This window comes from Millisia brevis NBRC 105863 (assembly GCF_001552615.1).
GTDB lineage: Bacteria > Actinomycetota > Actinomycetes > Mycobacteriales > Mycobacteriaceae > Millisia > Millisia brevis.
On the sequence record NZ_BCRN01000002.1, the window covers coordinates 445,329 to 466,300 of the forward strand.

18 protein-coding genes are annotated in these 20,972 nt (G+C 69.5%); 5 read left to right on the forward strand and 13 right to left on the reverse strand.

Annotation, left to right across the window (positions count from 1 at the left end; all coding sequences use genetic code 11):
- Window positions 1-312: 312 nt before the first annotated feature.
- Entirely contained in the window at window positions 313-582 is a 270-nt protein-coding gene (gene rpsO / locus MB1_RS04760; RefSeq protein ID WP_066904325.1) for a 30S ribosomal protein S15, read from the reverse strand.
- Window positions 583-1,176: 594 nt separating this feature from the next.
- Between rpsO and MB1_RS04765 the strand changes: the two genes are divergently transcribed.
- Genes MB1_RS04765 through MB1_RS04780 form a run of 4 tightly spaced genes read left to right on the forward strand, consistent with a single transcriptional unit; the run spans window position 1,177 to window position 6,390 of the window.
- Window positions 1,177-2,751: a peptide ABC transporter substrate-binding protein gene (locus tag MB1_RS04765; protein WP_245650019.1), complete on the forward strand. Its 1,575-nt coding sequence runs from the start codon at window positions 1,177-1,179 to the stop codon at window positions 2,749-2,751.
- A 46-nt stretch (window positions 2,752-2,797) separates the two neighbouring features.
- Window positions 2,798-3,721, forward strand: coding sequence for an ABC transporter permease (locus MB1_RS04770; RefSeq protein ID WP_066904084.1), 924 nt, complete (start codon window positions 2,798-2,800; stop codon window positions 3,719-3,721).
- Window positions 3,722-3,730: 9 nt separating this feature from the next.
- Window positions 3,731-4,663, forward strand: coding sequence for an ABC transporter permease (locus MB1_RS04775; RefSeq protein ID WP_066904085.1), 933 nt, complete (start codon window positions 3,731-3,733; stop codon window positions 4,661-4,663).
- Between the two features lie 56 nt (window positions 4,664-4,719).
- Window positions 4,720-6,390: an ABC transporter ATP-binding protein gene (locus MB1_RS04780; RefSeq protein WP_066904330.1), complete on the forward strand. Its 1,671-nt coding sequence runs from the start codon at window positions 4,720-4,722 to the stop codon at window positions 6,388-6,390.
- A gap of 132 nt (window positions 6,391-6,522) precedes the next feature.
- On the opposite strand, the gene MB1_RS04785 is transcribed toward MB1_RS04780, so the two are convergent.
- The 5 genes from MB1_RS04785 to MB1_RS04805 form a co-directional block, all read right to left on the reverse strand.
- Window positions 6,523-7,632 carry an ABC transporter ATP-binding protein gene (locus tag MB1_RS04785; RefSeq protein ID WP_066904087.1) on the reverse strand — a complete coding sequence of 370 codons (1,110 nt, stop codon included), beginning with the start codon at window positions 7,630-7,632 and terminating at the stop codon, window positions 6,523-6,525.
- 2 nt (window positions 7,633-7,634) lie between these two features.
- On the reverse strand, window positions 7,635-8,417 hold the full coding sequence (locus tag MB1_RS04790) for an ABC transporter permease (RefSeq protein ID WP_066904088.1): 783 nt from the start codon (window positions 8,415-8,417) through the stop codon (window positions 7,635-7,637).
- Window positions 8,414-9,241: an ABC transporter permease gene (locus MB1_RS04795; protein WP_066904090.1), complete on the reverse strand. Its 828-nt coding sequence runs from the start codon at window positions 9,239-9,241 to the stop codon at window positions 8,414-8,416. Before MB1_RS04795 ends, MB1_RS04790 begins: the two co-directional genes overlap by 4 nt.
- An 86-nt stretch (window positions 9,242-9,327) precedes the next feature.
- On the reverse strand, window positions 9,328-10,455 hold the full coding sequence (locus MB1_RS04800) for an ABC transporter substrate-binding protein (protein ID WP_066904092.1): 1,128 nt from the start codon (window positions 10,453-10,455) through the stop codon (window positions 9,328-9,330).
- A gap of 204 nt (window positions 10,456-10,659) precedes the next feature.
- On the reverse strand, window positions 10,660-11,643 hold the full coding sequence (locus tag MB1_RS04805) for a bifunctional riboflavin kinase/FAD synthetase (protein ID WP_066904094.1): 984 nt from the start codon (window positions 11,641-11,643) through the stop codon (window positions 10,660-10,662).
- A gap of 107 nt (window positions 11,644-11,750) precedes the next feature.
- Here MB1_RS04805 and MB1_RS04810 point away from each other — a divergent pair, with 107 nt between their 5' ends.
- The gene (locus MB1_RS04810; RefSeq protein WP_066904096.1) at window positions 11,751-12,422 is read left to right on the forward strand and encodes a metal-dependent transcriptional regulator; all 672 of its coding nucleotides are present in this window, start codon (window positions 11,751-11,753) and stop codon (window positions 12,420-12,422) included.
- Between the two features lie 31 nt (window positions 12,423-12,453).
- Here the strand turns inward: MB1_RS04810 and truB are convergent, their stop codons facing one another.
- The 7 genes from truB to infB all read right to left on the reverse strand — a co-directional run.
- Window positions 12,454-13,422 carry a tRNA pseudouridine(55) synthase TruB gene (gene truB / locus MB1_RS04815; protein WP_084350865.1) on the reverse strand — a complete coding sequence of 323 codons (969 nt, stop codon included), beginning with the start codon at window positions 13,420-13,422 and terminating at the stop codon, window positions 12,454-12,456.
- Window positions 13,419-14,102 (reverse strand): 4'-phosphopantetheinyl transferase family protein, encoded by a 684-nt coding sequence (locus tag MB1_RS04820; protein ID WP_066904098.1) that lies wholly within the window; start codon window positions 14,100-14,102, stop codon window positions 13,419-13,421. Before MB1_RS04820 ends, truB begins: the two co-directional genes overlap by 4 nt.
- A gap of 13 nt (window positions 14,103-14,115) precedes the next feature.
- Entirely contained in the window at window positions 14,116-15,072 is a 957-nt protein-coding gene (locus tag MB1_RS04825; protein ID WP_066904100.1) for a metallophosphoesterase family protein, read from the reverse strand.
- Entirely contained in the window at window positions 15,069-16,544 is a 1,476-nt protein-coding gene (locus tag MB1_RS04830; RefSeq protein WP_084350867.1) for an MATE family efflux transporter, read from the reverse strand. Before MB1_RS04830 ends, MB1_RS04825 begins: the two co-directional genes overlap by 4 nt.
- Complete coding sequence (locus MB1_RS04835) at window positions 16,541-17,470, reverse strand: DHH family phosphoesterase (RefSeq protein ID WP_066904336.1); 930 nt, start codon at window positions 17,468-17,470, stop codon at window positions 16,541-16,543. The genes MB1_RS04830 and MB1_RS04835 overlap by 4 nt, the downstream gene beginning before the upstream one ends.
- Window positions 17,471-17,562: 92 nt before the next feature.
- Complete coding sequence (gene rbfA / locus MB1_RS04840) at window positions 17,563-18,030, reverse strand: 30S ribosome-binding factor RbfA (RefSeq protein WP_066904102.1); 468 nt, start codon at window positions 18,028-18,030, stop codon at window positions 17,563-17,565.
- 167 nt (window positions 18,031-18,197) lie between these two features.
- On the reverse strand, window positions 18,198-20,972 hold a 2,775-nt coding region (gene infB / locus MB1_RS04845), incomplete at its 5' end, for a translation initiation factor IF-2 (RefSeq protein ID WP_066904339.1).

The following is a 20,972-nucleotide window of genomic DNA, read 5'->3' on the forward strand; positions in this document are numbered from 1 at the left end:
GGCCGTCGATCGAAGTTCACCGGCGAGCGCGACGCCCGCCGAGGAACCACTACCGAAGACCGACTCCGCGACAACACCCTCGGGGTTCGGCATGTCATGCCGGTGCCGCCACGCCTCGGCTGCGGGTTCGACCGAACATCGCGGTCGAGCGCATCCGGCGGGTGGCGAGTCGGCGCGGTCCTCGACCGCACCGACGCAGCACAAATGGCCGACGGGTCCAGTGTAGGCACTCCCGCCGGCCATCCGTGTGCGACCCACGGCTCGGGCGCCGTGGTGAAGGAAACGAATCTCAATCGTCCGATCGATTGGTGATCAGCGACGCAGCCCCAACCGCTCGATCAGGGTGCGGTACCGCGCCACATCGATCTGCTGGACGTACTTCAGCAGCCGACGCCGACGACCGACCAGCAGCAGCAGTCCGCGCCGCGAGTGGTGGTCGTGACGGTGGGTCTTGAGGTGCTCGGTCAGATCGGTGATCCGACGGGTGAGCAGCGCGATCTGCGCCTCCGGGGACCCGGTGTCGGTCTCGTGCAGGCCGTACTCGGCCAGAATCTGCTTCTTGTCGGCAGTGGACAACGCCACAGTCTTCACTCCTGGTACTGACGTCCGCGCGCTGATTCGGCCGGTGGGCCGGGGTGCGGCCGCCGCGAACCGCAGCACACACCGCCGAACAGTGTAGCAGTCGCCCGGCCGCGACCCTCCTGCGCGAATGACCGGGGCCCGTGCAGCGCGGGCGCCGATCATCTCCCGCGCGACGACTCCCCCACCCCTGCGCCGGGCGGCTCCGACAGCCTTATCCGATTCGTTATCTTCGGGCGAAGCGTCGGATATCGCACCGTCGCCGCAGGTGGCCCGCCCGATGCACGCACGCCACACCAGCCCCCGGCACGGAGTACCCCGATCTCGTTCGACCAGATTTTCCGTTTCCGGATGCGGCCCGGACGCCACAGGTTTACCTTTTGACCAGCACAGCCCGAGCGGGGCAGCGCCGAGGTCCAATCTGGACCTCCTGACGATCTGGATACACGGATGGGGCCGTGTGCCGACGTGAGCTGGTGTCGACACTTTTCTCGGCGCGCCATCCGGTCATGGGAGGCGATCGCATTGCGCACCAATGGAATTTTCGGCCGCAGACGCGCTTCACGCGTCGCCGCGAGTATCGGTTCACTGGCGTTGGTGATCGGCCTGGCCGCCGCCTGCGGCGGTGGCGGCACCGGTGGCGGCGGGGAGTCCGGCGGTACCTACAGCTACCAGCTCGGCGAACCGGAAAACCCATTCCTGCCTGCGAATACCACCGAATCCGAGGGGCACAAGGTGCTGACGGCCCTGTGGACCCAGCTGGTCACCTTCGACCAGGACGGGAATCTCACCTACGACGGCGTCGCCGAGTCGGTGACCTCCGACGACAACACCACCTGGACGGTCACCCTCAAACCGGACTGGACCTTTCACGACGGCACCCCGGTGACCGCGGAAAGCTATGTGCGCGCGTGGAATTACGGCGCGCTGAGCACCAACGCGCAGGGCGCCTCCTATTTCTTCGAGAACATCCAGGGCTACGACGACCTGCAGGCGCCCGAGGACGGGCAGCCGGCCGCGACCGAAATGTCCGGACTGCGGGCCACCGACGATTCGACGATCACCGTCACCCTGAAGGAGCCCTTCTCGATCTACCCGGTGACCCTGGGATACACCGCTTTCGATCCGCTTCCCGACGCCTTCTTCAACGATCCGACCGGCTTCGGTCGCCGCCCGATCGGCAACGGCCCGTTCATGGCGCAGGAGGACTGGGTCCCGAATCAGGGCTTCACCGTCGTGCGGTACGACAACTACTCCGGTTCCGAGCCCGCACAGGCCGACGGCGTCGAGTTCCGGGTGTACACCGAACCGACCACGGCCTACAACGATGTGCAGGCCGGGAACCTCGACTTGATGAAGACGCTGCCGCCGGACGCCCTGGGGACCGCCGAGCAGACCTTCGGTGACCGCTACCTGCAGGAACCGCGGCCGAGTATCACCTCGCTGGCCTTCCCGACCTATGACCAGAGATATGCCGATCCGCGTGTTCGCCAGGCGATTTCGATGGGGATCGACCGGGGCGCCATCGCCGAGTCCATCTTCCTGGGCAGCCGCACAGCCGCGCGATCGTTCGTCTCCCCGGTGGTGGAGGGCTATCGCGAGGACGCCTGCGCCACCACCTGTGACCTCAATGTCGAGCAGGCGAACCAGTTGCTGGACGAGGCCGGGTTCGACCGCAGCCAACCGATCGACCTGTGGTTCAACGCAGGTGGCGGGCACGAGGAGTGGATGCTCGCCCTGGGCAACCAGTTGCGCACCAACCTCGGCGTGGAGTTCAACCTCCGAGGGGATCTGCAGTTCGCGCAGTACCTTCCGCTGCAGGACGAACGGGGAATGACCGGCCCGTTCCGCGCGGGCTGGATCATGGACTACCCGTCGATGTACAGCTTCCTGCAGCCGCTGTACGGCACGGCCGCCTTGGCTCCCGCGGGTTCGAATGTCACCTTCTACAGCAGCCCGGCGTTCGACCAGGCGATCTCCGACGGCAACAATGCCCCCGATGTGGATGCCGCGACCGCCGAATATCAACGGGCGGAAGACATTCTGATCACGGACATGCCGGCGACTCCACTGTTCTACGAACTCGACCAGATGGTGTGGAGCCCGCGCATTTCGAATATCGAGTACCTGGTCAACGGCGATATCGATCTCGCCGCCGTGACGGTCGACTAGCAGCCGCCGCGGTGGGTGAATCGGACGAGTCGGAGGGGGTGACGCGATGACACGCTATGTGATCCGCCGTCTGCTGTTGGCCATCCCGGTGTTGATCGGGGCCTCGTTCCTGATCTTCGCGATGGTCTATGCGCTGCCGGGCGATCCGATCCGGGCGCTGGCCGGTGATCGTCCGCTCACCCCCGCGGTGCAGGCGCAATTGCGCGCCCAGTACAACCTCGACGACAACCTGTTCGTGCAGTACGCCAAATACATCGGAGCCCTGCTGCAGGGGAACCTCGGCACCGACTTCAGCGGTCGGCCGGTGCTCGACATCATCGAGCAGCGGCTGCCGGTGACCATTCGGCTGACGATCGTGGCGGTGGTCTTCGAGACGATGTTCGGCATCATCGCGGGCGTCCTGGCCGCGCTGAACCGGGGTAGGTTCCTGGACAACCTGGTCCTGGTGTCGACCACCGTCCTGGTCGCGGTGCCGGTCTTCGTGCTCGGCTTCATCGCCCAGTACACCTTCGGGTTCAAGCTGGGCTGGTTCCCGATCGCCGGCATCAACCAGGGGTGGTACAGCTATCTGCTGCCCGGCCTGGTGTTGGCGGCATTGTCGATGGCCTACGTGGCCCGGCTGACGCGCACGGCGATGGTCGAGGCGATGCGCGCGGACTACATTCGCACCGCCCGGGCCAAGGGGGTGGGCGAACGTCGCATCGTCTTCCGCCATGCGTTGCGCAACAGTCTTATTCCGGTGGTCACCTTCATCGGCGCGGATATCGGCACCCTGCTCGGCGGGGCGATCGTCACCGAGTCGGTGTTCAACCTGCCGGGTCTGGGCCGAGCGATCTACGACAGCGTGCGCGCGCAGGAGGGTGCGGTGATCGTCGGCATCGTCACGCTGATGGTCTTCTTCTACATCTTCTTCAACCTGGTGGTAGACGTGCTGTACGCGGTGATCGATCCCCGCATCCGATACGAGTAAGGCGTCGTCATGACCGATCCCCACAAGCCGCTCGAGGACCCCCACGACGCCGTGGTCGCCGCGGTGGTCACCATCGAGGAGCCGATACCGGCCGGCCAGGACAGCCTGTGGCGCAACGCCTGGCGCTATCTGCGGCGCAGTCCGCTGTTCATCATCGGCGCGCTCATCATGGTGGTGATGACGGCGATGGCGATCGTGCCGCAGCTCTTTGCCCGCGGGATCGATCCGCGGGACTGCGATCTGAGCCGTTCGCGGCTGCAGCCGAGCGCGGCGCACTGGTTCGGGACCGACATCCAGGGCTGCGACTACTACGCCAACGTCGTCTTCGGGGCCCGCACGTCGTTGGCGATCGGTCTGATCACGGTGATCGGCGTCCTGATCGTCGGGGTGCTGATCGGCGGCCTGGCCGGGTACTTCGGCACGTGGATCGACACGATCCTGGCCCGGTTCACCGACATCTTCTTCGGGATTCCACTGCTGCTGGGCGCCCTGGTGCTGTTGACCGTGGCGTCGAGTCGCAGCGTCTGGACGGTCTCGCTGGCGCTGACCGTCTTCGGCTGGATGACCGCGATGCGGTTGGTGCGCTCGTCGGTGATCTCGATCAAGGGCAACGACTACGTCCTGGCGGCGCAGGCCCTGGGCGCCTCGACCACCCGGGTGCTGACCCGACATATCCTGCCGAACGCGCTGGGGCCGGTGCTGGTCTGGGCGACGATCTCGGTGGGCACCTTCATCGCCGCCGAGGCGACGCTGACCTATTTGGGCATCGGTCTGCAGGCGCCGGAGATCTCCTGGGGACTGCAGATCAACAGCGGGCAGAACCTGCTGTCGACGTCGCCGTATCTGGTCTTCTTCCCCGCCGTCTTCCTGTCGGTGACCGTGCTCGGATTCATGATGGTCGGCGACGCTCTGCAGGACGCGCTCGACCCGAAGCGGAGGTAGCCGTGAACGACATTCGGATAACCACGTCCGACTCCGCGGCCGATGCGGCGAGCCCGATGCTGCGGATCCGGGACCTGACCGTCGATTTCACCGTTCCCGGTGGGACGGCGCGCGCGGTCTCGTCGGTCGATCTCGATCTCGCGCGCGGCGAGGTGCTGGCTCTGGTGGGCGAGTCGGGCTCGGGAAAATCGACCACCGCCATGGCGATTCCGGGCCTGCTCGGCGACTCGGCGACCGTCGCCGGCAGCATCACGCTCGACGGGCAGGAATTGGTCGGGGCGTCGGAGAAGACCCTCACCGCGATACGGGGTGAAAAGGTCGCGGTGGTCTTCCAGGAGCCGATGACCGCCCTGAACCCGGTCTACACCATCGGCTGGCAGATCGCCGAGGCGATCCGGATGCATCGCAGGGTGTCCAAGGACGAGGCCAAGGCGCAGGCGATCACGCTGCTGAAACTGGTCGACATGCCCGAACCGGAGAAGCGGATCGGGTACTACCCGCACCAATTGTCCGGCGGTCAGCGGCAGCGCGCGATGATCGCCCAGGCCCTCGCCTGCGATCCGGAGTTGCTGATCGCGGACGAGCCGACCACGGCGCTCGACGTGACGGTGCAGGCCGAAATCCTCGATCTGATGCGCGATCTGCGCAGCCGGGTGGACGCGGCGATCCTGCTGATCACCCACGACATGGGCGTGGTCGCCGATATGGCCGACCGGATCATGGTGATGAAGGACGGCCGGGTGGTCGAGTCGGGTACCGCCGACAAGATCTTTCACCACGCCGACGATCCCTATACCCGGTCGCTGCTCGAGGCGGTCCCCCATCTCGGCTCCTCGGTGACCGGGACGGTGGAGGCCGCCACGGCCGAGCCCCGGCAGGTCACTCCGGCGTTCTCGCTCGACGGGGCGGTGGTCGAATTCTCCGGCCGCCGTTCCCTCTTCCGCGCGGTCGACGACATCAGCCTGGCCGTCCACCCGGGCGAAGTGGTGGGCCTGGTCGGCGAGTCGGGGTCCGGTAAGTCGACCGTCGGCAAGGTGGCGGTCGGCCTGGTCACACTGGCCGAGGGCACCGCGACGCTCGGCGGCGTCGACATCACCCGGATCAAGAATCGCCACCTGCGGCCCCTGCGCAGCAAGGTGGGCTTCATCTTTCAGGATCCGGGCTCGTCGCTGGACCCCCGCTGGCCGGTGGGCCAGTCGATCGCCGAGCCGTTGGAGTTGCATACCCGACTGGGTCGGGCGGAGCGGGAGAAGCGGGTCTCCGAACTGCTCGATCGGGTGCGCATCCCGGCGTCGATGCGCAACCGCTATCCGCACCAGCTGTCCGGTGGGCAGCGGCAGCGCATCGGTGTGGCGCGAGCGCTCGCGCTCGATCCGGCCCTGCTGATCGCGGACGAGCCGACCTCCGCGCTCGACGTCTCCGTCCAGGTCGCCGTCCTGGATCTGCTGCGCGAGTTGCAGGCCGACCAGGGCTTCGCCTGTCTGTTCATCAGCCACGACCTCGCGGTCGTCGAGCAGATGGCCGACCGGGTGGTGGTCATGCGGTCCGGGAAGATCGTCGAATCCGGCACGACGGCGCAGGTTCTCACCGATCCCCGGGAGCTCTACACCAAGGAGTTGCTGGCCGCGGTGCCGGTTCCGGATCCCGAACAGCAGGCGCAGCGGCGGCGGGCCCGCGCCGAGCTGGCGGCTGCCGCGGCGGCGACCACGGTGGCCGAGGGCGCCTGAGGCGCGCGGCCGAGCCCGAGGCCGGGCAGCGGCGTCGCCCCCGGCCGACCCCGCCGACGCCCGAGCCGTCGTCGCGAAGGTCCGAAGGGTCCCGTGGTCGACGGTGACCGCGGGACCCTTCGGCGTTCGGTGTCAGGCGGGACGTACCACGACCGGCGACGGATCGACGATCACGCGGACCCGCTCGCCCGGCGCCAGCGCGCCGACCCGCGAACTCGGCTGCTGGGCCATCAGCCGCAGCCCGTCCGGAAGCTCGACGTGCACCCGCGAGATCGGGCCGAGGAAGCCGACCGACACCACGGTGGCATCGGTGGGCGCCTCGGAGCCGGCGGCGACCGCTTCGACCGAGATCGCCTCCGGGCGGACCATCGCGACACCCTCACCCGAGGCGATCGACCCCTCGACCACCGGGATGCGATGCCCGTGCACCTCGGCGACGCCGTCGGAGACCGTCGCGGGGATCGGGTTATTCAGACCGACGAACTCCGCGACGAAGGGGCTCGCGGGCGAGGCGTACAGATCCGCCGGCGCCGCCAGCTGCTCGAGCCGTCCGGCGTTCATCACCCCGACGCGGTCCGCGATCGCCAGGGCCTCCTCCTGGTCGTGCGTGACGAACAGGGTGGTGGTCCCGACCTCGAGCTGGACGCGGCGAATCTCGTCCCGCAGCTGGGTGCGCACCTTGGCGTCCAGAGCGGAGAGCGGCTCGTCGAGCAGTAGCACCGACGGCTGGATCGCCAGCGCGCGGGCGAGCGCGACACGCTGTTGCTGACCGCCGGAGAGCTGATGGGCGAACCGCTCGGCCTGGGTCCCGAGGCCGACGAGCTCGAGCATCTCGCGGGCCCGTTCGACGCGCTTGGCCTTCGCGACCCCGCGCAGCTTCTGGCCGAAGGCGACGTTGTCGACGACGGTCATATGCGGAAAGAGGCTGTACGCCTGGAAGACCATGCCCATATCGCGCTTATTGGCCGCCACCTTGGTCAGATCCTTGCCGCCGACGCGGACGGTACCGCTGGTGGCCTGGTCGAGGCCGGCGAGGATGCGCAGCGCGGTGGTCTTGCCGCAGCCGGACGGCCCGAGCAGGGCCACCAACTCGCCGCCGCGCAGATGCAGATCCAGGCCGTCGAGGGCCCGCACCGGACCGTAGAGCCGGGTGAGCCCGACGAACTCGACGTCCAGACCGGACCGCTCGCCGGCGGCACCGCTGCCGGTCCCCGGTGTTTCGGTGGTGGAACTCGCGGACATCCCTATGCCTTCCCGGTGGTGTGGCGGTTGCGCTGCAGAAACGACAGTCCCAACAACAGGACCGACGCGAAGATGATCGAGGCGAGCGATGCGGCGACCGAGGTCGACGCGTCCACCTTGCCGATGAGGGCGATCTGTACCGGCAGGGTGTCGTACCGCAGCAGCGAGGCGAAGGTGTATTCGCCGAGTACCAGGGCGATCGAGATGAACGCCGCGCCCAGCATGCCGCCGACGATATTGGGCACCACGATCTTCGTGATCACGGTGATCCAGCCGGCGCCGAGCGATCGTGCCGCCTCGGCCAGGGTGGTCACGTCGATCGCCGCCAGCGCGGCGTCGATCGACCGGTAGGCGTACGGCAGCACCAGCACCACGTAGGCGAACGCCAGGGTGTACGTCGACGGCCCGAGGATGTAGTCCACCCACGAATAGACGTTGGTGATGCCGACGACGATCACCAGGGCGGGAATCGTCAGCGGCAGCAGGCACAGGAACTCGATCGGCCGCGACATCTTCGGCACCCGCAAGCGCACCCAGATCATCGTGGGCACCAACAGCAGCAGCATCAGCACCACGGTCACCACCGCCAGGATCAGCGAGGTGATGATCGAGGTGCGCAGCGCGTCGTCGGTCAGCAGGTTCGCCCAGGCCTCGCCGGTGCGCCCGGTCCGGCCGCCCTTGGCCCGCGTGGAGAAGTCCAGCATCGCGAGCAGGGGCAGGAAGAAGTAGATCGCGAACAGCGCGAGGATCAGGTAGCGCACCACCCGCCGGATGACGCCGCTCATGCCATCCACCTCGAGGTGCGCTTGAGCAGCAGGTTGTAGGCGTACATCACCAGGGCCACGACGATGATCATCTGCAGGGCGAGCGCGTAGCCGAGGTTCGCCTGCCCCAGCAGCACCTCGCTGGTCAGCGCGGAACGGATGAACAGCGGGGTGATCGGATTGCCCTGGCTGACCAGGACCGCGGCGGTGGCGTAGGCGGCAAACGCATTGGCGAACAGCAGCAGGGCCGAGCCCAGGAAAGCCGGCAGCAGCAGCGGACCGCCGACGTACCGCCAGTACTGCCATCCGGATGCCCCGAGGCTGACCGCCGCTTCCTTCCACTGCGGCCGCAGCCCGTCGAGGGCGGGCGCGAAGACGATCACCATCAGCGGGATCTGGAAGTAGCAGTAGACGACGATCAGACCGGGCAGCCCGTACAACCAGCCGCTGCCGAAGATGTCGATCCCCGGCCAGTCGCGCAGCGCCTGGGTCAGCACGCCGGAGAAGCCGATGGTGGCGATGAAGGCGAAGGCCAGCGTAACGCCGCCGAACTGGGCGAGCACACCGCTGATCGACAGCACCACCCGCCGCAGCAGGCTGTTGGGGCCGGCGCTGACGATCAGATAGGTCAGGATCGCGCCGGCGACCGCGCCGATCAGCGCGGTGCTCGCCGACAGAATCAGGCTGTTGGTCAGGGCCCGGATCGCTGCCTCGGACGTCAACGCCTGCACATTGCCGAGGGTGAAGCCACCGTCGTTGCCCTGAAATGCCCCGGTGATCACGGTGATCGTGGGGATCAGCAGGAAGATGGTGAGGAAGATCAGGAACGGTGCGAGCCCGATCATGGGACCGATCGAACTCGCACCGCTTCCCGAACGCTTCACCCCCGAACCGGGACGGGCCGTGCCCGTCGATTCGGTGGTGGTCATCGTCAGCTGATGACGCGCGACCAGTTGTCCGCGAGGTAGGTACCCGCGGCTTCGGTCTGCTCCGGCGTGGGGATCACCGGGTCGCCGGTCACCGCCGGCAGCGCATCCCAGAGGGCCTGGTCGATCGTGCCGGCCTGCGCCATCTCGTCACCGCGCACCGGGCGGGCGCCACCCTTGAGCCACAGGTTCTGGCCCTCGTCGCTGTAGAGGAACTCCTGCCACAGGCGCGCGGCAGCCGGGTTCGGGCCGTCCTTGTTGATCGCCTGGAAGTAGTAGCCGGCGAGCAACGCGTTCTGCGGGACGAAGACCGTCCAGGTCGGGACGTTCTTGCCGGCGGCGGCACCGAGGTAGTCCCAGTCGATGACCACCGGGGTCTGACCGGACTCGATCGTGGCGGTATCCGGGTCGACGGCGATGAAGTTGCCCTCGTCGTTGAGCCGGCCGAAGAAGTCGACGCCGGGGGCGATGTCGTCGGCGGAGCCGCCGTTGGCCAGGGCCGCCATCATCACGCCGCTGAAGGCCGCACCGGCCTGCGTCGGGTCACCGTTGAGGGCGACGCGTCCGCGGAACTCCGGCTTGAGCAGGTCGTCGAAGGAGGTGATCTCCGGCACGACGTTCGAGTCGTAGCCGACCGACATGTAGCCGCCGTAATCGTTGACCCAGAGGCCGTCCGGATCCTTGAACTGGTCCGGAATCTGATCGAAGGTCTCGACCTTGTACGGGGCGAACCTGTCGGTATTGGCCAGGGCGACCGCCTGACCGAGATCGAAGACGTCGGGGGCCGTATCGCGACCGGCGAGCCGGTCGGCGGCGTTGATCTCGTCCTGGGAGGAGGCGGTCGGTTCGGCGGAATTGACGGTGATGCCGTACTTGTCCTCGAAGGTGGAGATCAATTCACCGTAGTTCGCCCAGTCCGGCGGCAGCGCGATCACGTTGAGCTGGCCCTCGGCCTGCGCGGCCTCGATCAGCCCGTCGAGACCGCCGAAATCCGCCGCGGACGTCGCCTCGGAGGCATTGACCCCCGACTCGGTCGTCGAATCATTCGACGACGACTGCGGTGCGGCGCAGGCCGCGACAACGAAGGTCGTCGCCGCTGCGATCGCCACCGCGGCGATTCCTTGCTTCCTCATGGCCTACCTCCCGGGGCGTGCCGGTCCGTCCGGCGAGCCCCGGCACAGATTGCACCACTAGTTGTCGACTCGCGCGCATATCGCACCGATCCGCGCGGGATTCTTTATCGTTCCGCCGCGTCCACGACGTATTCGCGCAACCCGGGGCGCCGTTTGGACACCGATTCGCAACCCCCCGGTAGATCGGAGGACGCCGGGCGACGCTCAGGAGGCCGGTGGAGCCAACCGGTGTGCGCGCACGATCTCGCGGGTCTGATCGACGTCGGCGTGCATGCGCTCGATCAGGTCGTCGACCGAGTCGAAGGCCAGCATCCCACGCAGCCGCTCCAGGAAGTCGACCCCGACCCGACGCCCGTACAGGTCGGCGTGCCCGTCGATGACAAAGGCCTCGACGGTGCGGGTGCGACCGGAGAAGGTCGGATTGGTGCCGACCGAGACCGCCGCCGCGTAGGGGGTACCCGGCTCGAAGGTGCCGTCGAGTTTCGCCGACCCGAGGACGGTGAACAGCGCGGCGTAGACCCCGTCGGCCGGGACCGCCGCGTACCGGCTCGGCTCGATATTGGCCGTCGGGAAGCCCAGCTCGCGGCCGCGCTTCTCGCCGTGCACCACGACGCCCTCGAGGCGGTGCGGACGGCCGAGCGCGTCCTCGGCGGCGGCGACGTCCCCCGCGTCGACACAGGAACGGATATAGGTCGACGAGAAGGTCACCTCGTCGTCGCTGAGCAGCTTGACCCCGTCGACGGCGAAGCCGAAGCGGCGACCGGCCCGCTCGAGCATCGGGACGGTGCCGAGCGCCTTCTTGCCGTAGGAGAAGTTCTCCCCCACCACGACCAACGCGACGTGCAGCGTCTGCACCAGGATGTCGTGGACGTACCGCTCCGGGGTGAGCTTCATGAACTCCGCGGTGAACGGCATCACCAGGAAGACGTCGACCCCGAGATCCTCGACCAGCTCGGCGCGGCGCTCGAGGCTGGTCAACTGTGCGGGGTGGGCGCCCGGGCGGACGACCTCGATCGGATGCGGGTCGAAGGTCATCAGCACGCAGGGCAGATCCCGCGCGCGCGCCTCCTCGACCGCGCGGGAGATCAACCGGCGGTGCCCGCGGTGGAGACCGTCGAAGACACCGATGGTCAATACGCATCGGCCCCAGTCGGCCGGAACGTCCTCGAGGCCGCGCCATCTCTGCACGAGGGGCAGCCTACTGACCCCCTTTGTCCGGTAGGGAACCCGGCGGCATACCACCGGTGCGACCTGTGCGGATGCTCCGGAGACTGCGGCATGCCTAAGCTGGCCGGGTGGGAATCGACGGGCTGTCCGCTGTCGCTCAGGACTATCTCAAGATCATCTGGACCGCCGGCGAGTGGCATGCCGAGACGGTCAGCACCAAGATGCTCGCCGAGAAGATGGGCGTGTCCACCTCGACGGTGTCCGAGGCGATCCGGAAATTGACCGATCAGGGGTTGGTCGATCATGCGCGGTACGGCACGATCGCGCTGACCGAGCTGGGCAAGGCGCGGGCGATCGCGATCGTGCGCCGGCACCGGTTGATCGAGACCTTCCTGGTCAACGAGCTCGGCTACGGCTGGGACGAGGTCCACGACGAGGCCGAGGTGCTCGAGCACGCGGTCTCCGATCTGATGGTCTCCCGCATCGCCACCAAGCTCGGCCACCCACTGCGCGACCCGCACGGCGACCCGATCCCCTCGCCGGACGGCGACATCCCCGCCCCCGCCGCCACGCCCCTGTCGGACTGCGCACCGGGCTTCGGCGGCCGGGTGGCCCGCATCTCCGACTCGGACCCGGCGATGCTGCGCTACTTCGACAGCGTCGGCATCGCCCTGGACATCGACGTCACCGTCACCGAGCAGCGCGAGTTCGCGGGCACCGTCGAGGTGCAGCTGCCGACGGGGATCTGCGTCGACCTCGGCATCCCCGCCGCCCGGGCGATCTGGGTGGTCGCCGAATAGGCCGCGGCGGCCGCGGTGGGCCGCCGTTCGGTCAGCGCAGCGTCGCCGGGCGCACCACCATCACCGAGGCGGCGCGCTTGCCGGACTCCTTGACCAGCGCGATCGTGCGCCCGTCCGGGTCGACCGCGGCGTAGACCTGCTTGATGCCGATCGGGTCGAGCCAGCGTCCCTGGCTGAGCGATTCGGCCTCGTCGTGGCTGATCGGCCGGTGCGGGAAGGCGATATGCGCGGCCTCGTCGATGCCGATGGTCACCTCCGGCCGCTCGGCGAGGTCGTCGAGGGTGCGGGCGCGGTCGACCTCGAAGGGCCCCACCCGGGTGCGGCGCAGCGCGGTCAGGTGTCCGCCGACGCCGAGTCCGGCGCCGAGATCGCGGGCCAGGGCGCGCACGTAGGTGCCGGTCGAGCAGTCGACGAGCACGTCGAGGTCGATGAAGCCGTCACCACGCCGGGTCTCGCGGATCTCGAAGGTCGCGATGTGTACCGGCCGCGGCTCGAGTTCCACCTCGACGCCCTCGCGGGCGAGGGCATGCGCGCGGCGGCCGTCGACCTTGATCGCGCTGACCGCCGAGGGCACCTGCAGGATGTCGCCGGTCAGGGCGGCCACCCCGGCGGCGATCGCGGCGTCGTCGACACCGGCCGGGTCGACGGCGGTCACCGGCTCGCCGTCCGCGTCGTCGGTGGTGGTGGTCGCTCCGAGCCGGATCGTCGCGAGATAGGCCTTGGTGGTCAGCGACAGCAGGCCGAGCAGCTTGGTGGCCCGCTCGACGCCGACGACCAGGACTCCGGTGGCCATCGGGTCGAGGGTGCCGGCGTGCCCGACGCGGCGGGTCTTCATCGCCTTGCGCACCCGCGCGACGACGTCGTGGCTGGTGATCCCGGCGGGCTTGTCGATCACGATCAGCCCGGCGGATTCCACCGAGGCGGGGGTCGGCCGATCGGCGGGTACGGACCCCACGGGGGCGTCGGGGGGCGTCGGGTCGACCGGATGGGCGGCGATCATTCGTTCACGATCGCGGCCACGACCAGCCCGTCGGCGACCATCCACTGCCCGTCGAAGGCGGTCAGCGCCGGTCCCCCGTCGATCGTCTCGCCGGGGACGAGCAGCTTCGAGTGGAACTCGCCGCGCGCGTCGGCGCCGTTGCGCTCGGAGATCGTGAAGGTGATGTGGGCGTCCTCGAATCCGAGCCACCGGTTGGTCAGCGGGAACCACGCCTTGTAGGTGGTCTCCTTGGCGCAGAAGAGCACCTTGTCGCGGTGCACGCCGTCCCATGCGGCCGCGCCGGCCGGGTCGGCCAGCCAGGACCGCTCCGACTCGAGCGAGACCGCCTCGAGCACCCCGGTGGGCAGCGGCTCGTGGGGTTCGGCGTCGATGCCCACCGACCGCAGCCGCAGCGCGGGGGCGACCACCGCGGCGCGGTAGCCGTCACAATGCGTCATGCTGCCGACGACACCGCGCGGCCAGATCGGGGCGCCCCGTTCGCCGCGCAGGATCGGCTCGGGTGCGACGCCGATCTCCCCCATCGCCCGCCGCGCGCAATGCCGGGCGCCGATGAACTCGCGGCGACGCTTGTCGACCGCCTTGGCGATCAACTCCTCCTCGAGCGGATGGGCCCGCAGCTCCGGCGGATCGGAGAACAGCTCCGATGACGCCACCCCGGCGGGCAGAAGCCTGTCGATCATCGTGCCACCCCGATCACTGCTGCATCTCCTTCAGCTTGGCCATCCGTTCGGAATGGGCGGCGCGCATCTCCGGGGTGATCCGGAAGTGGCCGCCGAATTCGTTGAGGTCGTCGGGCCCGTAGTCGGGCACCGGCAGGATCTGCCGCAGCAGCGGTACCGGCAGTCCGCCGCGGCCGGCCCACTCGCGCGGATAACCGAGCGAGACCTCCTCGAAGCGCACCCCGTCGTACCAGGTCGTGCGGGGGATGTGCAGATGTCCGTAGACCGCGCAGACCGCGTTGTAGCGCAGATGCCAGTCCGCGGTGGCGGTGGTACCGCACCACAGCGCGAACTCCGGGTACATCAGGATGTCGGTCGGCCGGCGCACCAACGGGAAGTGGTTGATCAGCACGGTCGGCTCGTCCGGCGCCAACTCGGCGAGCCGCGCGGTGGTGTACTCGAGCCGCGCACGACACCACGCGTCGCGGGTGCCGAAGGGCTGCGGCGAGAGCACATACTCGTCGGTGGCCACGACGTTGCGCTCGCGCGCGATCGACAGGCCCTCGGCGGGGGTGCGCGCCCCGCTCGGCAGGAAGGTGTAGTCGTACAGCAGGAACATCGGCACCAGCCGGACCGGGCCGCCGGCGCCGTTCCACAGCGGATAGGGGTCCTCCGGGGTCAGCACGCCGAGTTCGCGACACATCGCGACCAGATACTCGTAGCGCGAGACCCCGTACATCTGGATCGGATCGCGCGAGGTCGTCCACAGCTCGTGGTTGCCGGGCACCCAGATGACCCGGGCGAAGCGCTCCGCCAGGACCGACAGCGTCCAGCGGATGTCCTCGACCTTCTCGGCGACGTCACCCGCCATGATCAGCCAGTCGCCGCGATGCGTCGGCCGGATGTCGTCGATCACCGGCTTGTTGCCCTTGTGTCCGACATGGACGTCGCTGATCGCCCACAGTGTCGGCTTGCGCCGTCCCTCGGTCACGCCCGTTCATCCTCCCGCCGGTCCTCGGCTGCGCGCCGAACCGTATCCGTTGAAGCCTCCGCAGGTGCGGCTGCCGTCGGCTGCTCGCCGACCGCGCTGTCAGCCGTCGGTGTCCCGGGGGTTCCCACGCGCAGCCACCGGCCGCCGCGAACCCGGGTCACCACGGTGATCGCTCGAATAAGGACGAACATCACCAGGCCGGTCCAAATTCCCGGCAGCCCCCATCCGAAGATCGCGGAGAGCCAGATGATCGGCAGGAAGCCCACGATCGCGCTCAGCAGCGTAGCGGTGCGCAGATACTTCGCGTCACCCGCTCCGAGCAGGACGCCGTCGAGCGCGAAGACCACCCCGGCGACCGGCACGATCACCACGAACAGCCACCACACCGAGGCCATCTGTTCGCGGACATCGCCATTGGACGCCAGCAGTCCGAGGATCGGGTCGCGGCCGAGGAGGTAGAGCCCGGCCATCACGATCGCGAAGACCACCGACCACCGGGTCAGTCGACCGGCGAGGGCCCGAGCCGCCCGCCGATCCCCCGCGCCGAGGGCGGCACCGACCAGGGTCTGCGCGGCGACCGCCACGGAATCGAGCAGCAGGGCGGTCAGCGTCCAGATGTGCAGCACCAGTTGGTGTGCGCCCACCGAGGCGGCGCCGTATCGGGACGCCACCGCGGTGGCGGACAGGAAGCACGCCTGGAAGGCCAGGGTGCGCAGGATCAGGTCGCGGCCCATCGTCAGCTGCGCGCGGATGATCGCGGGCGCCGGGCGCAGCGACACCCGCTCGCGCAGCAGGGCGACGACGAACATCAGCGCGGTCAGCGTCTGGCCGATGACGTTGGCGTAGGCCGAGCCGACCAGACCCAGCTCGGGGGCTCCGCCCCAGCCGTGGACGAGCATCGGGCACAGGACCGCGGAGACCGAGAACCCGACGACGACGAAGGCCATCGGCGCCCGCACCGACTGCACCCCGCGCATCCAGCCGTTGCCGGCCAGGGACAGCAGGATCATCGGAATCCCGAGGGCGGCCACCCGCAACCACTCCGCCGCCGGCGGCCCGATCTCCGCACCGCCCAGGGCGCGGGTCACCGGGTCGGCGACCAGCTGAATCAGCCCGACGAGCAGGATGCCGATCACCACCGCCAGCCAGGTCGCCTGGACGCCCTCGATCACCGCGTCGCGGCGTCTACCGGCGCCGTGCCAGCGCGCCGCTCGCGCGGTCGTTCCGTAGGTCAGAAAGGTCAGCTGGGTGCTCACCTGGGCGGCGATCAGACCGCCGACAGCCAGCCCGGCCAGCGACAGCTCACCGGTGCGTTCGACGATCGCCGCGTCGTAGAGCAGATAGAGCGGCTCGGCGGCAAGTACGCCGAGCGCCGGCACCACCAGCCCGAGGATGCGCCGCGAGCTGATCCGCTCGACGTCGGGCGGGCCCGAGGCGGACGAATCCCGCGCGCCCGACTCCGGCGTGGTCATGCCATCCGCGCGACGAGGGCCCTCAACACGTCCGAGACGTCACCGGTGCACGAGTAGCCGGCCGCATGCCGGTGTCCGCCCCCGCCCAGTGCGACGGCGATCCGCGAGACGTCGACCGCCGCCCGCGAACGCAGCGACACCGCCCAGCCGTCGATCGTCTGCTTGAGCACCGCGGCGACGTCCGCGTCGCCGACGGTGCGCACGATGTCGACCACCGACTCGACCTCCGCCGGGCGCAGGTGGCGCGCGTCGTCGAGGGTGACCACCGCGTAGACGAGGCCGTGGCCGCCGACATAGGGCAACAGCCGGGCCGATCGGAGCACCGCCGCGAGCATCGGCAACCAGCCGAAGGGGTGGGTGTCGAGCAGTTCGCGGGTGATCGTCGAGCCGTCGATGCCGGTGGCGAGCAGCCGGTGAGCCAGCAGATGACTCGCCGGCGTCGCCCACTTGAAGGAGCCGGTATCCGATACCAGGCCGGCGTAGAGCGGCTCGGCCAACTCGGCGTCGATCGGCACACCCCAGTCGTCGAACAGGTCGGCGAGCACCGCCGTCGTCGACACCGCCGAGGGATCGACGACGTTGACGTCGCCGAAGCGGGTATTGCTCAGGTGGTGATCGATCACGAGGCTCGAACGGGCCCGATCGAGACATGCCGCGAGGGAGCCGAGCCGTTCACGCCCACCGCAGTCGACGGCGACGACCAGGTCCGCGGCCTCGTGAACCCCGTCGGCCGGAACGAGATGTTCGCGGCCGGGCATATCGCGCATCGAGTCCGGGATGCCGGTGGGGCCGTCGAAGGACACCCGCACGTCGACTCCGCGACGGGCGAGCACGATCGCCAGAGCCAGACCGCTGCCGACGGTGTCGGGATCGGGCGCACGATGGCACAGCACGGTGACCGTCCGGGCCTGTTCGAGCAGCCCGATCGCGCCGCGCCGGTCGCTGGTGGCGCTCCCCCCGGTGTCGGATGCGGTCGAGTTCGGGTGGGCCTCGACGCGACGGGTTCCCGCGGGCGGGTTCACGAAGGCAGGTCCGCCGGATCGTCCTCGCCGACGTCGCCGGGCCTGCGGTACGGGTCGGCCTCACCGGCCGGAACCGCACCGGCCGACAGCCGGGCACGTTCCTCGTCCTGCTCGCGCACGCGGGCGACCAGGTCCTCCATTCGGCGCGCCGCCTCGGGGACGTCGTCACGCACGAAGGTCAGGGTCGGGGTGTAGCGCACCCCGGTGCCGGCACCGACGCGGGTGCGCAGCGACCCGCGGATCTTCGTCAATGCCTCCGCCGCACCGTCGTAGTCCGGTTCGGTGTCCATATCCGCACCGCGCACCGTGTAGTAGACGGTCGCATCGTGCAGATCGGCGGTGACACGGGTATCGGTGACGGTGATGAACTCGAGTCGCGGGTCACGCGACTCCTGCTCGATCGCCGTGGCGACGATCGTGCCGATGCGCTTGGCGAGCTTGCGTGCCCGTGCCGGATCCGCCATGTGGGTCTCCTCCCGTCATCCCGCGCGCCCGTCACGACGGATGTCGGAGTACCCGCCATCCGTCTGGGCGCCCGCAGAAAAGATTGTCATACTCCGCGCAGCGACGCCGCCGTCGGGCGTCTCCCGAGGTTTTCGGGGACGCCCGACGGCGGCTCACCGTCACGCGATCAGTCGCGCGGCTTCTCGCGCAACTCGTAGCACTCGACCACATCGTCGACCTTCAGGTCGGCGTAGCCGAGGGTCAAGCCGCATTCGTAGCCGTCGCGAACCTCGACCACATCGTCCTTCTCCCGCCGCAGCGACTGGATCGACAGGTTTTCGGCGACAACAGCGTTGTCGCGGAGCAACCGTGCCTTCGAGTTGCGACGGATGATGCCGGAGGTGACCAGGCAGCCCGCGATGAGACCGATCTTCGACGAGCGGAACAGGGCCCGAACGTCGGCGCGTCCGAGCTGCACCTCCTCGTAGATCGGCTTGAGCATGCCCTTGAGGGCCTTCTCGATCTCGTCGATGGCCTGGTAGATCACCGAGTAGTACCGGATGTCGACACCCTCGCGGTTCGCCAGCTCGGTGGCCTTGCCCTCCGCGCGGACGTTGAACCCGATGATGACCGCATCCGAAGCCGACGCCAGGTTGACGTTGGTCTCGGTGACCGCACCGACGCCGCGGTCGATCACTCGCAGTTGCACCTCGTCGCCGGCATCGATGGCCAGCAACGCCTCCTCGAGCGCCTCGACCGTACCGGCGTTGTCGCCCTTGAGGATCAGGTTCAGCTGGCTGGTCTCACGCAGCGCCGAATCCAGATCCTCGAGGCTGATCCGCTTGCGGCTGCGCGCGGCCAACGCGTTGCGCTTGCGCGCATTGCGCCGGTCGGCGATCTGCCGGGCGATCCGATCCTCGTCGACGACGAGCAGGTTGTCGCCGGCGCCGGGCACCGAGGTGAAACCGATGACCTGGACCGGACGCGACGGCAGAGCCTCCGCCACGTCGTCGCCGTACTCGTCGACCATGCGGCGCACGCGACCGTAGGCGTCGCCCGCGACGATCGAGTCGCCGACGCGCAGGGTGCCGCGCTGGACCAGGACGGTGGCGACCGGGCCGCGACCGCGGTCGAGGTGGGCCTCGATCGCGACGCCCTGGGCGTCCATGTCCGGGTTGGCCCGCAGATCCAGCGACGCGTCCGCGGTCAGCAGGACCGCTTCGAGCAGCTGGTCGATATGCAGACCCTGCTTGGCCGAAATGTCGACGAACATCGTGTCGCCGCCGTACTCCTCGGCGATCAACCCGTACTCGGTCAGCTGGGCGCGGATCTTCTGCGGATCCGCCCCTTCCTTGTCGATCTTGTTGACCGCCACGACGATCGGCACGTCGGCCGCCTGGGCGTGGTTGATCGCTTCCACCGTCTGCGGCATGACGCCGTCGTCGGCCGCGACCACCAGGATCGCGATGTCGGTCGCCTTGGCGCCGCGGGCACGCATGGCGGTGAACGCCTCGTGACCCGGGGTGTCGATGAAGGTGACCAGCCGTTCGCGATCGTCGAGCTCGACGGCGACCTGGTAGGCACCGATGTGCTGGGTGATGCCGCCGGCCTCGCCCTCGCGGACGTTCGCCTTACGGATCGTGTCCAGCAGTCGGGTCTTGCCGTGGTCGACGTGACCCATGACGGTGACCACCGGCGGACGCGATTCCAGCTCGTCCTCGCCGCCCTCGTCCTCGCCGTAGGTGAGGTCGAACGACTCGAGCAGCTCGCGATCCTCGTCCTCCGGGCTGACGACCTGAACGGTGTAGTTCATCTCGTCGCCGAGCAGTTCGAGGGTCTCGTCGTTCACCGACTGGGTCGCGGTGACCATCTCGCCGAGGTTGAACAGCGCCTGGACCAGCGATGCCGGGTTGGCGTCGATCTTCTCGGCGAAGTCGGACAGCGACGCGCCGCGGGCGAGGCGAATGGTCTCGCCGTTGCCGCGGGGCAGCCGAACGCCACCGACCGACGGCGCCTGCATCGAGTCGTATTCCTGGCGCTTCTGCCGCTTCGACTTGCGACCGCGACGCGGGGCGCCACCGGGGCGTCCGAACGCACCCGCAGCTCCGCCGCGACCACGGTTGCCACCGCCGCCACCGCCACCGGGGCGACCGCGGAAGCCACCGGGACCACCGGTGCCACCGGCTCCGGGAGCGCCGCCGGTACCGGCACCGGCACCGCCGCCACCGCGGTAACCACCGCCGCCACCGCCACCGGGACGACCGGGAGCGCCGCCGCCGGGACGACCCGGACGGCCGCTACCGGCACCGGGCGCCGGACGCGACGACCGGGACGGCATCGCGCCGGGGCTCGGCCGCGGCGGCATCGAGGAATTTCCACCGCCCGGGCGCGGTGCGCCGGGACGGGGTGCGGGACGCGGTCCACCCTGACCGGGGGACGGACGCCCCTGGCCGGGAGACGGACGCGGGCCACCCTGGCCGGGCGCGGGACGACCCTGCCCACTCGGGCGGGCGGCCGGCCCCGGACGCGGGATCGGACGGTCCGCCGGGGCGGACGAGTACGGGTTGTTGCCGACGCGCGGCGTCTTGGGACCGGGCTTGGGTCCGGGGGCAGCCGGACGCGGCGCGGGGCCGGGACGCGGGCCCGCCGAGGCGGGCGACGGTGCGGGACGACCGTTGTCGCGGGGACCGGAATCGCGGGGTCCCGAGTCGCGCGGAGCCGAGTCGCGGGGGCCGGAATCACGACGACCACCGTCGCGGGGACCGCTGTCGCGGGGCGCGGTATCGCGGGGACCGGAATCGCGCTGAGCGCTGCCCGGAACCGGTGCGGCGGGAGCCGACGGGGCCGCGGCGGCCGGAGCCGACGGGGCCGGGGCGGCGGGCGCCGGGCCGGGGCGCGGGGCACCCGGTCGCGGTCCGGTCGAACCGGGGGTGGGGGCCGCCGACTGCTGCGGGCGAGCCGG

Bases quoted from the DNA above. Each gene is read 5' to 3' on its own strand.
- MB1_RS04830 (WP_084350867.1), bottom strand. From the start codon at position 16,544: ATGACCACGCCGGAGTCGGGCGCGCGGGATTCGTCCGCCTCGGGCCCG.
- MB1_RS04780 (WP_066904330.1), top strand. From the start codon at position 4,720: ATGCTGCGGATCCGGGACCTGACCGTCGATTTCACCGTTCCCGGTGGG.
- MB1_RS04820 (WP_066904098.1), bottom strand. From the start codon at position 14,102: ATGATCGACAGGCTTCTGCCCGCCGGGGTGGCGTCATCGGAGCTGTTC.
- rbfA (WP_066904102.1), bottom strand. From the start codon at position 18,030: ATGGCGGATCCGGCACGGGCACGCAAGCTCGCCAAGCGCATCGGCACG.
- MB1_RS04770 (WP_066904084.1), top strand. From the start codon at position 2,798: ATGACACGCTATGTGATCCGCCGTCTGCTGTTGGCCATCCCGGTGTTG.
- MB1_RS04795 (WP_066904090.1), bottom strand. From the start codon at position 9,241: ATGATCGGGCTCGCACCGTTCCTGATCTTCCTCACCATCTTCCTGCTG.
- MB1_RS04800 (WP_066904092.1), bottom strand. From the start codon at position 10,455: ATGAGGAAGCAAGGAATCGCCGCGGTGGCGATCGCAGCGGCGACGACC.
- MB1_RS04775 (WP_066904085.1), top strand. From the start codon at position 3,731: ATGACCGATCCCCACAAGCCGCTCGAGGACCCCCACGACGCCGTGGTC.
- MB1_RS04785 (WP_066904087.1), bottom strand. From the start codon at position 7,632: ATGTCCGCGAGTTCCACCACCGAAACACCGGGGACCGGCAGCGGTGCC.
- MB1_RS04790 (WP_066904088.1), bottom strand. From the start codon at position 8,417: ATGAGCGGCGTCATCCGGCGGGTGGTGCGCTACCTGATCCTCGCGCTG.
- truB (WP_084350865.1), bottom strand. From the start codon at position 13,422: ATGATCGCCGCCCATCCGGTCGACCCGACGCCCCCCGACGCCCCCGTG.